The sequence below is a fragment of the Stieleria maiorica genome, from assembly GCF_008035925.1.
In the GTDB taxonomy this organism is placed as follows: Bacteria; Planctomycetota; Planctomycetia; order Pirellulales; family Pirellulaceae; genus Stieleria; species Stieleria maiorica.
On sequence record NZ_CP036264.1, the window covers coordinates 3,194,768 to 3,211,993 of the forward strand.

The window sequence follows — 17,226 nt, forward strand, 5'->3', positions numbered from 1 at the left end:
AACATCGGGGCTTTGAATGAGTGAAGATCGGATGAGAGGGCGAAATGCTGCGGGAGTTAAGGATTTTCAAGGATTGGCATCAAAACTGCTCAGCGGTCCCAGCAACACAACTGGAATTCTCAACTCGCCTCTGGAAATCCGCCCATGTCGACCGCCAACCTTTTTCCTTCCGTCCATTCGCATCCTCTTTCTCGCAACCTGACGAAGAGTCGTGTCGCTCCGTCGGCGGACCAAGCTGTCGGCACGCTGGTTTGGTGGACGATGTTTCTGTCCAGCTTCGTCGCGATGCTGACAAGCGGGTATTTGGCCTGGTCGTCACTGACGTCATCCCCGGTCGCCGGCTGCAGCGGTGATAGCCTGTTCGATTGCAACCATGTGCTGCACAGTCGGTGGTCGAGCGTGCTGTCGGTGCCGGTCAGCATTCCGGCCGTGTTGACGCACGTCGCGATTCTCGGCTTGTTGTTGTCGCGTCCCCAGAAGGGGGCGACGCAAACGCTCCGCTGGAACGCCATCGGGTTGGCGAGTCTGACCGCCGGTGGGGCGGCCGTCTGGTTTGTCGGGCTGCAGATCTTCGCGCTCGGCCAACTTTGCCCGTATTGCTTGGTCGCTCATGCGGCGGGATTGGTGTTGGCCGGAGTCTACTTGTGGAGTCTGCCGATCAGCAAGCGAGCCCTACGATGGGTCGCAAGCGGCGCGGTGGCATCGGTCGCCGTACTGGCCGCTTTGCAGCTTGGCACGGAAGCACCGCCGACGTACGAAGTGATCGAACACTCGCAGGGGCCTGCCGGAGCAGCTCCCGCGACGAACATGGAGTACGATGCCGAGACAGAATTCTTCGCTCCGCCGGCGTCCGCAGCACCGCAAGCATCGCTTTTTCCACCGGCCGCGTCGAAGTGGGCAGCGGACGTGACCCATCTGCTGACCGCGGTAGCCAACCCCACGATCTTGCTGTCCGGTCAAGTGAGCGATGCGGGAACAAGCCAACCGCAACGCAACACCGCCAGCGTTCTGGGCGGTGTCAAGTTGGCGACGACCGAATGGCCGCTGATCGGAAATCCCGATGCGGAGATGGTGTTTGTCGAGCTGTTCGATTACACCTGTCCCCACTGTCAACAAACGCACCGATCGCTAAGCGAGGCCAAAAAGCAATTCGGTGATCGACTTGCCGTCATCACGTTGCCGGTTCCGCTGGATGGAAAATGCAATCCGACGATCCGATCAACGCATGCGAGCCACGGCGAAGCGTGCGAGATCGCGAAACTTGCGATCGCCGTTTGGGCGGTCGACCAGGGGAAATTTGCCCAATTCCACGACTACCTGTTCGAATCCAAGCCGAATTTCGCGACCGCCAAGGCCAAGGCGATGACGATCGTCAACGGCGAAGAGCTCGAGAAAACGCTGAGCGGGCCGGTGCCGAGTGACTACATCAAGCGGCACGTCGCGCTGTATCAGAAAGCTGGAGCGGGAAAGATCCCCAAGCTATTGTTCCCCAAAACCAGCACCGTCGGAGCCGTCGGGTCGCCACAAGCGATGGTCCGGCTGATCCAGCAAAACCTGTAACGGTCATGAAGATCACTGCCCCGTCGGCCATCAGGACGTGTGCGCCGCCTTGGTGCCGACTGAAGACCGTCGCCACGAGCGTCGTCCCCAGGGCGTTGTGCCGGCCACAGGATTCGCGGTTAGGCGGCAAGATGGTGACGACGGCCGACATGATCGGCAATGCATCCGCCCAACGGTGTCCTCGGGCAAAGTTGCGGCGGTTCCGCTGTTGCCACTCGGGTAACCAGAACTGTGGACGGTCTGGATCGACATAGCCGTTGTCTTGGCAAAGGGAAGGGTTGCGGCGCAAGGCGGCAAGACCAAAGGGGCTCGCATTGCCACCATTGGTCGCGATGCCGTTGGCGCGTTTGTCGCCGTCTTGCAGCGCGGTCATGATTTCGCCCATGGCGATGGTGTTGGACAAACCGTCCAGGGTGTCACGGAACTTTGCTTCGTCGACCGGTCTCTCGCCATTTTTGCGACACCGCGATGTCGATTTGCGACGGGCCGCCAGTGGCCATTGATCCACGGAAAGTGACCGGGCCGTTCGATGAAAGGGGGGCGGGAAAACACGGTTTCGGTTGGCGAAACTAAGTTTCACCAGGCCTGCAGCCGCGTCGCTGGCCGTCACGCTCGACGGCCCGGAAGGGCCATCGTACGGTTGAAGCGGAGCCGACGGCCCGGAAGGGCCAACGTACGGTTGAAGAGGAGCCGACGGCTCGGAGGGGCCATCGTACGGTTGAGAAGTGCTAAAGTGATTCCGCGCGGGCCATCGAGATCAGCATGACGTCGGGCAGGTCGGTGTGACCGGCTTGACGAAGCATGTTGATCAGTTGCGCGGTGGTGTATTGCGCGTGAGTGCAGACGTGCAACAGAATATCGGCGCGGCGAATCGCCGAGCGTTTTCCGGACAACGAGGCGACTTTCTCAACCCGCTGGTCCAGCTCCTCGTCGGTCAATTGGGCGAGGTAGCTCCGCCACAAACCGTCGAGTTCACTCCAGCGGCTTTGGAGTTCCTGGAGTGTTGTGGCGGCGTCGTCCCCTTCCTGATTCCCGGGCAGCTTGCCGGCAAGGTCTCCAGGTGCCACCGGTTGAGCATCACCCTGAAGCGCAGCGAGCCAGACATATTCGGCGGCATAGAGGTGTGTCAGTGTCTTCCAAATCGATCCTTGACCGATCGCGAACGGCTGCCGGAGCGCGTGCTCGCTGACCGCATCGGCCGCTTCGATCAGACGACCGTTGGCCCACATTCGGTGTTGGTGCAATCGTCGAATCAATTCAGCGGCACTCATTTCGGGTTCTCCTGATCGATAGCGGCGTTCCCTTCATCCGGCCTTTACGGCATCATCATCATCATCATCGACTTCAAACGACGGTAGCAACAGGACATGCGGGGGTGGTCGTCGAAACAGTCGAATAAGTAGATCAGTCGCCAGAGACAGCATTCGCAGTCCAAGTCGCATTGATCGGCCGTGATGACCTGACAGACGGTCTGGTAGGCGGCCAAGGGTTCGTCCATCCGAATCAGCAAGTTGCTCGCCGTGACACGGTATTCGACGGTCTCGGGGGCAAGTGCGATCGCCCTGGCGACCGATCTCAGGCACGTCGAAGGCGGGTCGCCCTGCACCGATTGCGCCGCGGAGAGGTCATGCCAACTGGCGTCTTCTCGGGGCTGAAACGCAACGCCCTGATACAACGCATCGGTGGCCAACTCGGGGTATCCCTGACACAAAAGGTCTCGAGCGAGCAGCCGGTTGTACCATGGCAGATCCGCGTGATTGATCGCCAAGCGATGCAATAATTCCACCGCTTGTTTGTCACGGCCGATGCCCGAATACGCATGCGCGAGAATGCGGTACGACAAGGGCTCCAGCGGCAGTAGACGATCAGCGTGTTCCAAATAGTGCACCGCCAGATTTGGCCGCCCGGTTTGGGCGGCCAACAGTCCCCGTAGCTCGAACGCACCTCCATCGTCTGGACTGGACCGACAAATCTCATCGAGTTGATTCAGAGCCTCGTCAGCCGTCCCCTCGGTGAGAACTTGGGACAGCTCGGCATACAATGCTTCGGGGGACCTGGTTCGTTTCATGGTTGGAGGACAAAGACGTCCGGCCTCGGTTGAAGGGGGGAAGCAATATGCATGTGAAGGTTTCATGCAACGCCGAAGGGGCTTGAATGGGCGGACACCTTCGCGCCGCTCTGGGGCCTTGCGATCTCGCGCAGTCGTTGGGCACACCGGCTGGCCCTGTCGAAATCGTTGAAATCAAAATACAGATTGGCGATCCGCTTCAGACAGCATTGACAGGCGACCGCATCGAGCGATTCGGGGATCAGCAAGTCCAATAACAGAACCGCTTCGGATTTCCGGCCCAGTGTGATCAGCAACGATGCCAACCCGATGCGGTAATGGATGTTGAGAGGTTCCAAGTTGATCGCGTGGCGGAGCAAGGCTTCGACGACGCTATCAGAATGTCCACAGCGTCGCGCGTACCATCCCATCTGGTAGTGGACTTCCGCCGAGTCGGGATTGGCTGCCCCGGCGCGACGACAGGCTTCCATCGCCAGGCGAGGTTCGTCGACCGCTTCCAGGCCGACAGCGATTCGAAGCATCTCGCTCGCATTCGCCCTTCCGCCGGTCGCCTCACTCATCAGTAAATCACACGAGAGGTCTGGGTGTCCGCTGGCACCGTAACCGATCGCCAGTTCGATCCGAGCGGCGGCGTCGAGCGGCCGCAGCAGGGAAGCTTCCTCCAAGGCGGCAATCCCATCGGGCGTTTCGTTTAACGCTAGACACGCTAGCCCCATCAATCGAAGGGCCCCGAAGTGCTCGTCGTCGCGGGCCAGCACGTACTGCAAAAACTGAACGGCGAGAGGATAATTGCCCGAGGCAAATTCGGCGCTCGCGATCTCAAAATTGTTGTCCATGACGTTCAAACATGTAACGAAGGATAGGAAACGATTGGGCTGCGTGACTCGCGTGTACCGTCGTTATCGACGCGAGTAGGTTTCGACGTGCCGCAGCACATTTTGCATGTAGCGTCGATACCGCATCCGTTGACGGGTGTAACTTGCGGCCAGAGAACCGATGAACAGGACCAGCATTGGGATCCCGATGACAACGAGATGCAGCAGAATCAATTGCCAACGCGTCATCACGCTTGCCTCCCGGCATCGCCATTGGACACGGAGCGTGTTGCAGAGCCGGCTTTCTGATCCGCCCGTGGCTGGCCACCGGGACAGTCGCACCGGAGGCGACTGCGATCGAACCGGTTGTGGTTGATCTGACGCAAACGTGTGTTGAAGACCATCAGGAACCTCGCGTTGAAGCGTCCCCCGTCTTCCGCGGATCGCTCCGAGCGGATGACAGACGACTAGGTAGGGGCTTCTGCGTGGCTTGCTGGGGCACAGGCCGAAACGACGTGGAGTTCACATCGAATCGAAGACCTGGTGTTGGCTGGCTGCGTCTGAAGGGTGCTAATGAGAATCAGTCTCATTAGATTAGCGGATTCGACGCGGCTGTCAACAACGCTCTGTCGTTTTTGTTGTCACAGGGCTCCGCGGGCAACCAAGGGCAGACGTGGCCGATTGGCAAGTCAGAACGTTGAGGTTCCCTGGCAGTGGCGTGGAGGACTTTGCCGCCACCGGATCACCTAAACGCCGCCTTGACGCTGTTCAGGTCGACACCCAGAAGCTGTTTTGCCAGCGGATTGAGATGCTCCTCTGACCCATGGATGTGATACGTGCGCTGGATGTGCCGCATCGTTTCACCGGGCTGGAGCGCGGCGGCAGGTGAGGACGTTTCTAATTCATAGAACGGTCCCAACGGAGCCGCTCCCGGTTCGGGCGAACCATCGTTGTAGGCATTGATCACGTCTCCGGAATACGGCTGGTCCTGCATTTCCCACATGGAATTGACAAACCCGTGCGGTGATTCTTGAACGTTGTACGTGACGATGTTCAGCACCTGACCTGAGGCGTCATAGCTTCCGGCGATGCCCTTGGAGCGTTGTGGGCTGATCCCGATCTTTCCTCGACGTGTCCCGTCACCGCGGAAGAACACGGTTTGCTTTTGGACACGCAAGTATTCCGGCGGCACCTTGCCGAAATAGGCATCGTTCACTTCCGGCCCCCTCGTCTGCGCGTCGCCTGCTTTGAAGGGAATCACGACGGTTGTTGCCGGTGACGGGTTGTACATCCCCAAAATCCAGATCGAAAGCAGACCGGTTTCGGGCTTCCACGCGTCTGCCCCCGTGTTCGTGATTTGGTTGTCCGTTTCGTACCCCACCAATCGCAGTCCCTGGCCGAGTGGGACGCCGAGTTGTTCGGAGGCATCCTGTTTGGCCAACAGTCGGACCGTGCGCTGGATCCCGAGGTTGAACTCGGTGCCGCTGAAATTGATCAGTTCCGTTGAGTGCGTGAAGGTTGCCGATGACTCCGTCTGCTTGACCAGCTTAAACGCTTCGGTGTCTATCACCGGTGGCGTGGTCCAGTCAGAGAACTCGAATCTTGATCCCGGTTTGAAAAACAAGGCGAACTGGCCGCCCTCCGGTCCGAGCCAGAAACGCTCTTCGCCGCCGAAGACGTAGATGTGTTCTTCGAGCTTGCCTTTCCGCTGATCTGCGGAAAGAAACCCCTTTTCAATGACCGGACGGTTGATCCATCCGAAGCTCGGGCCGGCGTCGCGGTCGAACGTACTAGTCATCACGCGGCCTTGGTAATCTGGCGCGACCGCGACCGCTGCGTCACCGCGGTGAAGCAGCACGATCGGTGTGTGCTTTTTCATAAAGGCGACATCGTCGGCAAACGTGTCATTTGCACCTGCCTGACCCGAAACCAGACCCAGGACCATTCCAGCGATCCCCATCCCGACGGTCAGCACCAACTTCATTTCAGTATTCCTTGATTCAATCGAATAACGGCAGGGCATTCGTTTCATTCTCGCTGCCTGTCTCTCATCGCACTTGGTCGATTCTAGCGGCTTTGCTTCCGGATGCACGCGTTAGGTGCAATTTCGCATGGTCCCGGTGAGTGTCGCAGTGAATCACGTACATCGAGACAAACATGCTGGCGCTGGGCTGCGCAAGATCGTTCGATTTGTTCGCGTTTTCGTTCGTCGGATTTTGGCGTTTTCGATTCCGCGAAACCCTCTTGGGATCAGCCGTTTGGCGCCAGCCTACGGGCCTCAAATAGACGCTGGGGCCTCCAATAGACGCTGGGGCCTCCAATAGACGCTGGGGCCTCCGATAGACGCTGGGGCCCGAACGCTTGCGCGAATCGGCTGATGTCACTCATGTTTTTCGTCCGATGGCTGCTGCGAGTGGACCATCCATCGCGGAATGATTTCGCGTGAATTCTGAACCACCGCAGAATTCAGATTTTTCGCAGCCCATGCTGTCGCGGGCTTGGCGATCCCTACGGGCCGATATGGTAACGGTGGCACTGGGTGCAGGCGTCGCCGGCGGCTTGGGCGTGGTGGCAGCCCGCGCAGGATTGTCGCGGCAGTGGTTGGAAGTCCGTGCCCGCGAAGACGACGTGTTGGTCTGGGAGAGCGTTTTGATTTCGGACCTGATGGCAATGCGTGCAATCGGCCAGTGCCGCGACATTCAGATGCGCGCGGTGTGAGAACTTCGTGAACTCTCCGCGTCTGCCGACCAGATTGGATGCGTTCCAGGCCGCCGGAATCGCCGTCGCCCCGGAATGGCAGGACACGCAGGCGACCACAAACGGCATGTCAAAGAACCGCTGTTTCAGCGGGTCATGATCGGCCAGCTGCGCAAACGTCTCGATCATGCCGACCATCACCGGGTCGGCGTGTCCATGCCCCCGATAGCTGACGGCAAAACGTTGGTCATCGCGATACCATCCGCCCCGCTGCACCAAGTCCGCGGCGTTGGTCGGCGTGGCCCGGGGCGACGGATCGACGACTGGAACAGCCAGTGGATCCTCAGCCAGTGGATCCTCAGCCAGTGGATCTCCCAACAACAACTCGTCCTCGTTGGAATCTCCCAGCAAATCCAAACCCAGCAGGTCTTCATCGTCGGCCAGGACCAAACGAACCCTCGATCGCGGTCGTGCCAGCGACGCGCTCGGTATCCCTCTGGGGTTCGGCTGCGAAAACCAGCTGCGTCCGGCCGATTCGATCAATTGAGGCGGCAACGAACGCAGCACCGCATCGAACGGCCCCGGTGAAATCCCCAGGTTCAACAACCGCTGTCGCATCACGGACTGACCGCTACGGCCGACTTGATCGATCAATGCTTGATACCCCAGTGCCAAACGGTTCAGTCGATCTGCCGTTTGATCGGCGTCGCCCTCCAGGCGACTGACATCAGCCGCCGGAATCGCATGCACGGCACCGCTGACCGCCTCATCGGCACGCAGCATCAACTCTGCCAGCGGCGAGATCACACCGTCGGGATACCCGCTCGCCGCGTCTGGCCAGCCCTCCACGCCCGTCAACGCGTCGCCCGGCAGCGTTGGCAGCGATAGGAAATCGATCCCCTTGCCGGCCAGCACGTTCATCGCGTCGTCATGACACCCCCGGCAGCTGTCTTCATAGCTTGCCACGCGAGCCAGTTCGCCGCGGGCTGCCGCTGGTTCACCACGTTTCTGGGCGACGTCGGGATGACACGTGGCGCAGTCGAACTTCTTTGCACCTGACTTCCACGCGGGAAAGTGGGTTTGTTGATGGGTGGCGTGGTTAAAGGCGATTGTTCCGCCGCGACCATACGGCCACTTGGACCAATCCGGGTGCGAATCGGGAAACGCCCCGAACCGTTTGCTGTGACAGGTTTGGCATTGGGTGTTGGAGAGCGCCAGCAGGTCCGCGTCGGCGCCGTGGTGTTCTTTGTGGCAGGTCCCGCATGCGACATCGTTTTGGTCGACGGCGGCATCGGGAATGAATCGTTGCAACAACCCGCTGTCATCGGCCCCCGAACGCTTCGACGCCAACCGAATCGTCTCGGTCATTTGATCCCGGACCGACAGCGGCAGATTGTGCGCCGCATAGGCCAGATTCGGAGCGATCGTGCGGTGATGGCAATCCATACACAGGTCCGATTGCGTGACACCGGCATGGGCGTCGCGTGCGGAACCAAACCACGCCCAGGGCGACACCTCGGCTTGATGGTGGCAGGCGGCGCAGGCATCGGTGGATACATCGCCGGAGAGAATTTGGGCGTGCGGCGTCGACAGTTCACCGGGTTTCAGGAGCGCGGCGCGGGGCACAAAACTCATTGTCAACAGCGTGCCCGCCGCGACGGTGCCCCCAAAGATGGCGGTCCAACGGCGACGCCGTCCAGTCCAGGTACGAACACGCGTGCCGCGATCCGATCCGTCGGCGGCGACGGCCGGCATCCACGAATCGCCCGGGCGATCATCTCGGGGGGGCAGTCCGATTTCCAGATTGTCTCGTCGCATGGATTCGTTTCAGTTCCGTTCTCAACCGATGTATTGCAGCACGGCCAGCATGTGGACCAACGCAACAGCCAACAGCACCAGCGACAAAAGTGAATGAAAGACGACCCAACAACGCAGACGCAACTGCAGCGCGAATTGGTAATCCAAATCGTCACGACGTCTGACCAGCGCCGCGAGTTGCCCCGCAACGCGTCTGCCTTCGTCTTCCAGGTAGCGATCCAGTTCCTTCAAATCGCCCAGCAGTTGGCGGCGACGATTGCCATTGGGGGCGATCACATAGGCAAGCGACGGACGACTGACAAAGAATGGTGACAAAGCCTGTTGATAGAACGTCTGCAACACCTGTTGGGCCGACGCTTCGGAGATCTGTTGGCAGGCCTTCTCCGCGGCGGTCGCGATTTGATTGCGCACCCAATCGATCCGATCAAATCGGTGTTGCCCTTCGACCGCCGTCAATCGTTTCGGCAACGTCCGGCTGGCATAGATCCCATAAAACCCGCTCGCGGTGACCATCAAAAACACGATCGACAAAAACGACTCCAACATCCCGCCGGCGACGAGCGCGGGCACATGCAGGACATAGATTGCCGTCGTGAAAAGCCCGACGTACAAATGGATCTGGGTCCAAGTGCTGACGCTGCCCAAAGGCCAAAACGGCAAGCGACGTCGCACGCCGAGCAACATCAACAGCGCCAGCCCGCTCAGCAATGTGAACCCGGTGAAAAACGCAGGCCTGCCCAATCGCGACGCTTCCCACCCGGCGATCCCCCAAAAGATCGCGATCACGACCAGGGTCGCCGACAACGCAATCGTTCGGCGCAATTTCAAACTGGGCCCGTGGGATGGATTCAAGCGTACCGCCCCCGTGACTCGATCCGGTTTCGCCCATCGCGAACGCAATGAACAGTGACATGAACGGTGACATGGACGGTAACATGGACGGTAACATTGCCCCGCATCTGCTTACCCCCGCTTTTGAAGCCAATGAGAAAGTGGCGGCGACTGGCTCAGGTCGATCCGAACCAGTGCGTCGTGTGGACAGGCCGCGGCGCAGGCCGGCCCCGAGGGTAGCCCGCTGCATTGATCGCATTTGGTCGCTTTGCGAATCGCCTTTCCGCTCGTCTGGTCGACGTACGGCCGGCCTTTACGGTCGACGACCTCGGCCATCGCGATGTTTTCATACGGACAGGCGGCGGCACAGACGCCGCAGCCGACGCAGATCGAATCGTGGATCGAAACCACGCCGGTATTTTGATCGCGTGCGATCGCTCCGGTCGGGCAACCGATCATGCACACCGGATCGCTGCAGTGCATGCAGGCTTGGACGAACTGCAGCCGATCGTGAACGACGCCTTGGCGTACAAATCGGGGGTTGCCGTCATGGACGTCCGCACAGGCCTTCACACAGTCATCACAGCGCGTGCAGCGATGCAAATCAATCACCATCGCGTCGCGGCCGTTGTTCAATCGATGCTGGACGATGAATTCCAACATGCTGGTCGATTCAAAACTGACACCCGTCGCGTGCTGGACATCCTGCGACGGATCCTGTGAAAAACTGCCCGTCGATTCGCTCCGCTGGTCACTGCGATGACGGCGTCGATCCTTGCGTTTTTCGGTAAAGGAACGTTGCAAGGCCCGGGCCGATTCGGGTAGCTCGGACTTGCGAATATGGGGCAAGACCTCGGTCGCGAAAACTTCGATCGGGATCGAAAGCGCATCAAGGAAACCGACGGCGTGAAGCGAGTGTTGATAGAGGGCCGCGCTCATCGATTCGGGCCGCATCGCGTTGAAAGCGATCTCGTCGATTCCGAACAAGTGCCCCTTACCCAGGTAGGCGACCGTCCGGTGCGCCGCACCGTGGCGCACACACATTCGCCCGAACCCGCTGCGCACGACAATCAACTCGGTCGGCAACTGCCCCTGGTCGACGACCAGGGGTTCGGAGGCGATTTGATCGGCCGGGTGCAACTTGCGCGTCTTGCGGTAGTCGGCGTTCCATTCCATCCGGCCATAAGACCGCAGCTCGGTCGCTTGGATCACCCGCTGCATGTTTTCTTCAGGCAAGTACCGTAGCAGGGGGATTTCACGAAGATGAACGGGCAACCAGTGGCGGCGGTAATGTTGTTCCAGCGTGTCGGCAAAGCGTCGGTCGCGACGCAGGATGCGAAGCCCCTGCCAGCGGATCTCCACCAACGCCGCTTCGGTTTCGGCGATCACCGTGGCAGTTCGAGGCGAACGGTACATCGCCGCGACTTCGCCGAACAACTCGCCCGGTCCCAAAGACACGCTTTCGTGCCGTCGCAACACGCCGTCGATGTCTTGCAAGAAGATCGCCGGGTGGTCATCAACCTGGCGAATCGATTGTTGCCCGTCGCGACCCGCGTTCAGACTGACTTGCTGCGGCGTCCGGGTTTCCGGGTGCGGCGATCGTCGCAAGAATCGTGTCAGTGCCTCTCCCCAACCGATCGACCGCGTCGGCTGACGGCCGAGCTGCGTGTCGGTCAACGAATCGACCAGCACGCGGACGTTTCCGGTGATCACCAGGAAAGCACTGTTCCCATAGTCACCTTCGCGCACGATCACTTCACCGGGCTCGACGCGGCGAAGACGACAATCGTGACGCAAGATCCCCGTCAGCGGTGTCGCTTTGGGGAACGCCGACTGGTCCATTTGGTTGAACGGGCCCCGAGTGCGCAGCCAGGCAACGTCGGCATCGGTCATTGATGCGTCAAGCGGTTCGTCCCATCGGCTGGGACGTTGCACGGGAATCGTCTCGGTGGAATCCATCGACCATTCGATAGCCACTGGCAAAACTCAAGGTCAAGCGCAATCAGGGGCATCGCGATGGCTGGGGGGGGCTGGGTAGCCTGGAGGGAGCCGTTTCGACGTCCTTTTCGGGCGGTCGTCCGCCGGACCAGCCTCGGCGATTTCGCGCCCCTGCGACGCAGGTCGAGCGGAATCCGCCTATTAACCTCCCTGGAAGGGAGGGTCGAGCGCAGCGAGGGGCATAGGCATCAAGTTAAGGCGGGAAACTATCGAACACGCGACGTCCCCCTCCCTTCCAGTGCGTTGGTGTCTACACAAATCGGTCCGCACTTTAGAGCATGACTCCCCTCTCCCCCACAAAGCCGGGGGAGAAGGGAGCCATTGTACGTTGTGTTGATTGTACGTTGTGTTGACATCAATGCTTCCTACGTGGGTTTCGTCTTAACTTGATGCCATGGGGTCGAGCATAGCGAGGGGAGGGGCGAACGGTGAGTCGCGGGTTTCAACGCCGCGTTCGGACGTCACCCTGTGGCGACAAACGAGCGGGGCCATTCGCGTTATACTGGGACGGCGTGTCCTGCCGAAAGTCTTGGCGACTTCCGCTACGATACCACCAGGGGCTCGGTGATTCGTTGTTCCCGAAGACGATCGAGAGAGCGTTCCTTGAAGCCATCGTTTGAATTCCAGCCCACGAATCCCTTTTCGACGTCGTTCGTTGCGCCCTCACAGGTGGTGTATCGGTTTTCGCACGGCAGCAACGCGACCAATCCGCACAACGTGGACATGCAATTGGAATCGTTGTTGGCAAAATTGCGGACGACGCGACGCGCGCTGATCGTCGGGCCTCACGGCACCGGCAAGTCGACGCTGCTGCACACGTTTCTGCCCAAGCTGCAGCGGAGTTACCCGCAGGTCGCGTTTCATCAGCTCAGCAACGACCCTTCGATGGGGTTGCGCAAGCGTTTGGCGGAGCGGTTTCGTGCCGGCAAACGGGTCCGCGACGGACTGGCAGAACTTCCCCAGGACGGACTGTTGGTGGTCGACGGATGGGAACAAATGACCCATGTTTCCCGGTTGCGTGTCGCCCGGTCGGCCGCCAATCGCAAGCTGACGCTGCTGACCACCGCACACTATCGGATGCCCGGATGGACCGTGTTGCACGAGACGCGTTCGAATCCCAAACTGATCCGATCCTTGGCCGACGACCTGCTTTCGGATTCACCGTACGAACTTCGCAAGATGATCGACGGTCATCTAAAGGACCGACGGCTCACTGCGGCCACCAATGTGAGAGAGCTGTGGTTCGAGATGTATGATCTGGTCGAAGACGCCCATGCCCATGAAGTGAAGTTTCACGGGTGACGTGACGGTGGTCTCGTTCAGCTCCCTTCGCGCACCTACCGACCCATTTCCCCCCACCTTCACACCCACGATCCACACCGATGCGATTGCCTGTCATCCTTGTTCAAAACCCGCCGGCTTCGGCAGCCAGTCTGGCGGAGTCCTTGGTCGGCAACCTGATCGGCCGCGCGGGCTTGGATTTGACGCTGGTCGATCGATTCGACGCGCTGGCCGCCGACTCGACCGACCGAATGACCCTGGACGGGATCACCGTCCCTTCGGCAGTCCTCGACTGGAGGTCGGAAGAAGAGATCGTTGCGTCGCTGGCGGCCATCGATTTCCATGGCTCGCGGTGCCCGCATCAACTGGACCCGGACGGACAGGCCACACCCGGCACATCCCCGCGGCGGCTGTTCCTGTTCGATTTGACCAAGCACAAAGACGTCGAAGCGATCATCGCCGAACTCGATCGTTTGCGGGCGTCATTGAGTGTCCGAACGGTCTCGCTGGGTTCGCCGGGCGGTGGCAACCCGATAACGGCCAAGCGGACCACGGCCGATCGCCCCGATCAAGCCGCCGCGGTCAAACCATCGCCACCGGTGGCGTCCCCGCCTCAACCAGCCGAGCCCGCATCAACCGCCGCGCCGCGATCGGATCAGCATCTGGATAGCCTGATCGACCAACTGGATCAGTTGGATGTGTGAACGACCCGCGTTTCAGGCTGGGATTGCCCAACAGTTTACCTGGGGTTACGCCCGGATGCGCTGAGGCGATCCGGTCCCATCCCAGGCCAAGTTGTGGATCACCGTTGGCGAACCCGTCCGGGAGTGACGGTCACGCTGTGCGTGACGGTTGGCATGCATCGCATCGCCCCTGCGCATCGCCCCTGCGCATCGCCCCTGCGCAGGGGCAATGACATCCATAGCGATGCCCTGCCGGATCAAAACTGGAAACTATGCGCGTCTTCTTCGGGGGCCGCTTGATAGCCCAGCGGTTCCATGCTGCTGCCGGCCCGGCCTTGGCTGAGACTGCGGACGGCACTGGAGTAACCGAACAGTTCTTTTAGCGGCGCGTGGGCGGTGATCACGGTCATCGCCCCGCGGGTCTCGGTGGCGGAGATCAACGCGCGTCGCTGTTGCAGGTCGCCGACCAGTTCACCCATGTAATCCTCCGGCGTGGTGACTTCGACCTTCATGATCGGCTCCAGCAACACCGGTCCGGCTTTTTCGAGCGCTTTGTCAAAGGCGTCGCCGGCGGCAATTCGAAACGCTACTTCTTCGGCCCCTTCTTCGCTGACCTCGGCGTCATAGGCTTCCAGCTTGATTCCCGAAAGCGGGAATCCGGCCAGCACACCGCCGCCTTCGGCGCGGTCGCGCAGTTCCTGGATCGCGGCGTGTCGCGGTTCGCCTTGCAGCAGCGAGTCGGCCGGCAGTCGGTCAAAGACGATCGGCGGTGCCGAGCTGTCCTCCAGCGGTGAAACCCGGACGCTCAAGCGGGCGAACATTTGCGTCGCGCCCATTTGCCGGTTGCAGACTCCGACCACGTCGGCCGTCCCGCCGATGGTTTCGCGATAGTTCACCCGCGGCTTGTAAAACTTGACGTTCAAGCCGAAATCGCGGGTCAGCCGGTGCTGGATCACTTCCAAGTGCAATTCGCCCATGCCGCTGATGATCGTTTGCCCCAGTTCTTCGTTGTCGACGGCACGGAACGTCGGGTCTTGGCGACGCAGCATCTCCAACGTCTCGTCCAGCTTCTTGCGATCCCCCGTGTTCTCCGGTTCGATCGCCATCGACAACACGGTGTCGGCAAAGGTGATGCTGGGCAATTCGATTTGGTTCTGGGAATCGCAAAGGGTGTCGCCGGTGATGGCGAATCGCGGGCCGATCACGCAGCAGATGTCGCCGGCGGCCAGCGATTCGGTTTGCCCGTCACGCTCTTTCTTGGACGCATGGATCTGCCACAACTGGGCGACGTTTTCTTTCTTGTCGCGGTTGGGACAATAAACACGAGAGTTTTGCTTCAGTTGTCCGCTGTAAATGCGGATCCAATAGTTGTCGCCGGTCTTGGCCGGCAGGATCTTGAACACCAGCGCGCTGAAGGGCTCGCTCGGATCCGGTTTACGCGTCAGTTGCTGGTCGGGTTTCTTGGGGTTGAAGCCTTCGACCGGCGGGCGGTCCAGCGGGCTGGGCAAGTAGTGTCCGACGGCCGTCATCAGCGGCTGGACACCGATCCCGTGCAGTGCCGACCCGCACAGCACCGGCTGGATCGTCTGTTCGATGCATCCCTTTCGCAGTGCTTTGCGAATCACATCGACCGGGACCTCCTGGTCCTCCATCACCAACGCCATCGCGTCGTCGTCGATTTCGCACACCGTTTCGACCAGTTGCTCGCGCCACAGCAGGGCGTCGTCCATCAATTCGTCAGGGACGTCGGTCTCGGTGACCTGCTTGCCTTCGGTCTCGGGGTCGAACTGCAAGAAACGCATCTCGACCAGATCGATCACGCCGCGGAACGGATTTTTGACGTGCGTGGGTCCCTGGCCGACTGGCAATTCGACCGCGACCGGGCGGCCTCCCAGCCGGGGACCGATGTCATTGAAGACCGAATCGAAATCGGCGCCTTCGCGGTCCATCTTGTTGATGAACACGATCCGCGGCACGTTGTAGCGATCCGCTTGTCGCCAAACCGTTTCACTCTGTGCCTCGACGCCTTCACGCGCCGAAAAAACGACGACGGCACCGTCCAGAACTCGCAGGCAACGCTCGACTTCGGCCGTAAAGTCGACGTGGCCGGGGGTGTCCAGCAAGTTGATGTGGTACTTGTCCCAGGTGTACTTCACGCAGGCGCTAAAGATCGTGATCCCGCGCTCCTGTTCTTCGGGATCATCGTCGGTGTCGGTCGTGCCGTGGTCGACCCGTCCGACGCGGTGTTTGGCACCGCTCAGGTACAGCATGCGTTCGGTGACTGTCGTCTTACCGGCATCGATGTGAGCGATGATTCCAATGTTGCGCAGTAACGTGATGTCGGCAGACATGATTGATCAGTGGGTGGAGAAAGAGCAGGGGGCGAGCGCTAGGAACAAAAAACCGCGATCACGGCGTGGCTGCCGTGTCGCGGTTTGGGAGGAGCTTCGGTTGGCTTTGTTCATTGGGGGTGATCGGAAAACCGATCACCACGCGAAGTGTGCAAACGCCTTGTTGGCGTCGGCCATTCGGTGCGTGTTTTCACGTTTGGTGTACGCGACGCCTTCCTTCTTGTAGCCGGCCATGATTTCATCGGCCAGTTTCAGGTGCATCGGGCGTCCCTTCTTGTCGCGGACGGCTTCGAGCAACCAGCGGATCGCCAAGCTTTGTTGACGGGCGCGGTTGACTTGCATCGGGACCTGGTAGCTGGCACCACCGACTCGCTTGCTGCGAACTTCGATGTAGGGCTTGATGTTTTCCACGGCCGTTTCGAAGACTTCGATCGGCTCATCGCCTTCGGCCTCGCCACGCCGCGCGATTTCAGCCAACGCGTCGTAAAAGACTTTCTGGGCGACGGTCTTCTTTCCGTCCAGCATCAGGCAATTGATGAACTTTCCGGCCAGCAACGAATTGTGGCGCGGGTCGCCCTTGAGCTGCTTCTTACTTGCGGTGATCCGTCCCATTTCAAACTTTCAAATGTCGAGTGATGTTCGTTCTGATTTATTGACGATGTTTCAAGCGGCTTTCCCGCCGGTACTATTTCTTGGCACCGTAGCGGCTGCGAGATCGCTTGCGGCCTTCGACGCCCAACGCGTCACGGCTACCGCGGACGACCTGGTAGCGGACACCCGGCAAGTCACGGATCCGGCCACCGCGGACGAGCACGATGGAGTGTTCTTGCAGGTTGTGGCCTTCGCCAGGAATGTAGACGGTGACTTCTTTGCCGTTGCTCAACTTGACCCGCGAGATCTTTCGAAGCGCCGAGTTCGGCTTCTTGGGGGTCATCGTCCGCACCTGAAGACAAACGCCCTGCTTCTGAGGGCATTTCTCCAGAACGGGAGACTTACTTTGGCGTTTTTTCAGTTTGCGTCGCTTGCGGACGAGTTGATTGATGGTGGGCATAGAGTCGTCGTTTTGGCGTTTATCCGTTGTTTGCCGTATTTGGAAGCGTGCAAGTATCGTGCCCTACCGCGTG

The 17,226-nt window shown here is 60.1% G+C and carries 14 protein-coding genes and 1 pseudogene; 3 read left to right on the forward strand and 12 right to left on the reverse strand.

Annotation, left to right across the window (positions count from 1 at the left end; genetic code table 11):
• Positions 1-144 precede the first annotated feature (144 nt).
• A complete protein-coding gene (locus Mal15_RS11105) occupies positions 145-1,560 on the forward strand; it encodes a vitamin K epoxide reductase family protein (RefSeq protein ID WP_199773844.1) in 1,416 nt (471 codons plus the stop codon).
• Positions 1,561-1,564: 4 nt separating this feature from the next.
• Here the strand turns inward: Mal15_RS11105 and Mal15_RS34640 are convergent.
• The 9 genes and pseudogenes from Mal15_RS34640 to Mal15_RS11145 all read right to left on the reverse strand — a co-directional run.
• Positions 1,565-2,170 (reverse strand): annotated as a pseudogene (locus tag Mal15_RS34640) (DUF1559 family PulG-like putative transporter); the annotation flags it as partial.
• Positions 2,171-2,288: 118 nt separating this feature from the next.
• The gene (locus tag Mal15_RS11115; RefSeq protein ID WP_147867823.1) at positions 2,289-2,831 is read right to left on the reverse strand and encodes a DinB family protein; all 543 of its coding nucleotides are present in this window, start codon (positions 2,829-2,831) and stop codon (positions 2,289-2,291) included.
• Between the two features lie 44 nt (positions 2,832-2,875).
• A complete protein-coding gene (locus Mal15_RS11120; RefSeq protein ID WP_147867824.1) occupies positions 2,876-3,628 on the reverse strand; it encodes a tetratricopeptide repeat protein in 753 nt (250 codons plus the stop codon).
• Positions 3,629-3,690: 62 nt separating this feature from the next.
• Positions 3,691-4,464 (reverse strand): tetratricopeptide repeat protein, encoded by a 774-nt coding sequence (locus Mal15_RS11125; protein ID WP_147867825.1) that lies wholly within the window; start codon positions 4,462-4,464, stop codon positions 3,691-3,693.
• Between the two features lie 63 nt (positions 4,465-4,527).
• A complete protein-coding gene (locus tag Mal15_RS34015; RefSeq protein ID WP_167546731.1) occupies positions 4,528-4,692 on the reverse strand; it encodes a hypothetical protein in 165 nt (54 codons plus the stop codon).
• A 493-nt stretch (positions 4,693-5,185) separates the two neighbouring features.
• Positions 5,186-6,427 (reverse strand): DUF6786 family protein, encoded by a 1,242-nt coding sequence (locus tag Mal15_RS11130; RefSeq protein WP_147867826.1) that lies wholly within the window; start codon positions 6,425-6,427, stop codon positions 5,186-5,188.
• 524 nt (positions 6,428-6,951) lie between these two features.
• On the reverse strand, positions 6,952-8,958 hold the full coding sequence (locus tag Mal15_RS11135) for a cytochrome c3 family protein (protein WP_147867827.1): 2,007 nt from the start codon (positions 8,956-8,958) through the stop codon (positions 6,952-6,954).
• A 21-nt stretch (positions 8,959-8,979) separates the two neighbouring features.
• The gene (locus Mal15_RS11140) at positions 8,980-9,786 is read right to left on the reverse strand and encodes a hypothetical protein (protein ID WP_147867828.1); all 807 of its coding nucleotides are present in this window, start codon (positions 9,784-9,786) and stop codon (positions 8,980-8,982) included.
• A 135-nt stretch (positions 9,787-9,921) separates the two neighbouring features.
• Positions 9,922-11,748: a cyclic nucleotide-binding domain-containing protein gene (locus Mal15_RS11145; protein ID WP_233903401.1), complete on the reverse strand. Its 1,827-nt coding sequence runs from the start codon at positions 11,746-11,748 to the stop codon at positions 9,922-9,924.
• A 642-nt stretch (positions 11,749-12,390) separates the two neighbouring features.
• Here Mal15_RS11145 and Mal15_RS11150 point away from each other — a divergent pair.
• Complete coding sequence (locus Mal15_RS11150; protein WP_147867830.1) at positions 12,391-13,089, forward strand: ATP-binding protein; 699 nt, start codon at positions 12,391-12,393, stop codon at positions 13,087-13,089.
• An 80-nt stretch (positions 13,090-13,169) separates the two neighbouring features.
• Complete coding sequence (locus Mal15_RS11155; RefSeq protein WP_147867831.1) at positions 13,170-13,772, forward strand: hypothetical protein; 603 nt, start codon at positions 13,170-13,172, stop codon at positions 13,770-13,772.
• 236 nt (positions 13,773-14,008) lie between these two features.
• Here Mal15_RS11155 and fusA read toward each other — a convergent pair whose 3' ends face one another.
• The 3 genes from fusA to rpsL form a co-directional block, all read right to left on the reverse strand.
• Positions 14,009-16,102, reverse strand: coding sequence for an elongation factor G (gene fusA, locus Mal15_RS11160; protein ID WP_147867832.1), 2,094 nt, complete (start codon positions 16,100-16,102; stop codon positions 14,009-14,011).
• A gap of 135 nt (positions 16,103-16,237) precedes the next feature.
• Positions 16,238-16,714: a 30S ribosomal protein S7 gene (gene rpsG, locus Mal15_RS11165; RefSeq protein WP_147867833.1), complete on the reverse strand. Its 477-nt coding sequence runs from the start codon at positions 16,712-16,714 to the stop codon at positions 16,238-16,240.
• A 73-nt stretch (positions 16,715-16,787) separates the two neighbouring features.
• Positions 16,788-17,153, reverse strand: coding sequence for a 30S ribosomal protein S12 (gene rpsL / locus Mal15_RS11170; protein ID WP_095742113.1), 366 nt, complete (start codon positions 17,151-17,153; stop codon positions 16,788-16,790).
• Positions 17,154-17,226 lie beyond the last annotated feature (73 nt).

Coding starts and splice junctions, on each gene's coding strand:
- Mal15_RS11105 (WP_199773844.1), top strand. CDS start 145: ATGTCGACCGCCAACCTTTTTCCTTCCGTCCATTCGCATCCTCTTTCT.
- Mal15_RS11115 (WP_147867823.1), bottom strand. CDS start 2,831: ATGAGTGCCGCTGAATTGATTCGACGATTGCACCAACACCGAATGTGG.
- Mal15_RS11120 (WP_147867824.1), bottom strand. CDS start 3,628: ATGAAACGAACCAGGTCCCCCGAAGCATTGTATGCCGAGCTGTCCCAA.
- Mal15_RS11125 (WP_147867825.1), bottom strand. CDS start 4,464: ATGGACAACAATTTTGAGATCGCGAGCGCCGAATTTGCCTCGGGCAAT.
- Mal15_RS34015 (WP_167546731.1), bottom strand. CDS start 4,692: ATGACGCGTTGGCAATTGATTCTGCTGCATCTCGTTGTCATCGGGATC.
- Mal15_RS11130 (WP_147867826.1), bottom strand. CDS start 6,427: ATGAAGTTGGTGCTGACCGTCGGGATGGGGATCGCTGGAATGGTCCTG.
- Mal15_RS11135 (WP_147867827.1), bottom strand. CDS start 8,958: ATGCGACGAGACAATCTGGAAATCGGACTGCCCCCCCGAGATGATCGC.
- Mal15_RS11145 (WP_233903401.1), bottom strand. CDS start 11,748: ATGGATTCCACCGAGACGATTCCCGTGCAACGTCCCAGCCGATGGGAC.
- Mal15_RS11155 (WP_147867831.1), top strand. CDS start 13,170: ATGCGATTGCCTGTCATCCTTGTTCAAAACCCGCCGGCTTCGGCAGCC.
- fusA (WP_147867832.1), bottom strand. CDS start 16,102: ATGTCTGCCGACATCACGTTACTGCGCAACATTGGAATCATCGCTCAC.
- rpsG (WP_147867833.1), bottom strand. CDS start 16,714: ATGGGACGGATCACCGCAAGTAAGAAGCAGCTCAAGGGCGACCCGCGC.
- rpsL (WP_095742113.1), bottom strand. CDS start 17,153: ATGCCCACCATCAATCAACTCGTCCGCAAGCGACGCAAACTGAAAAAA.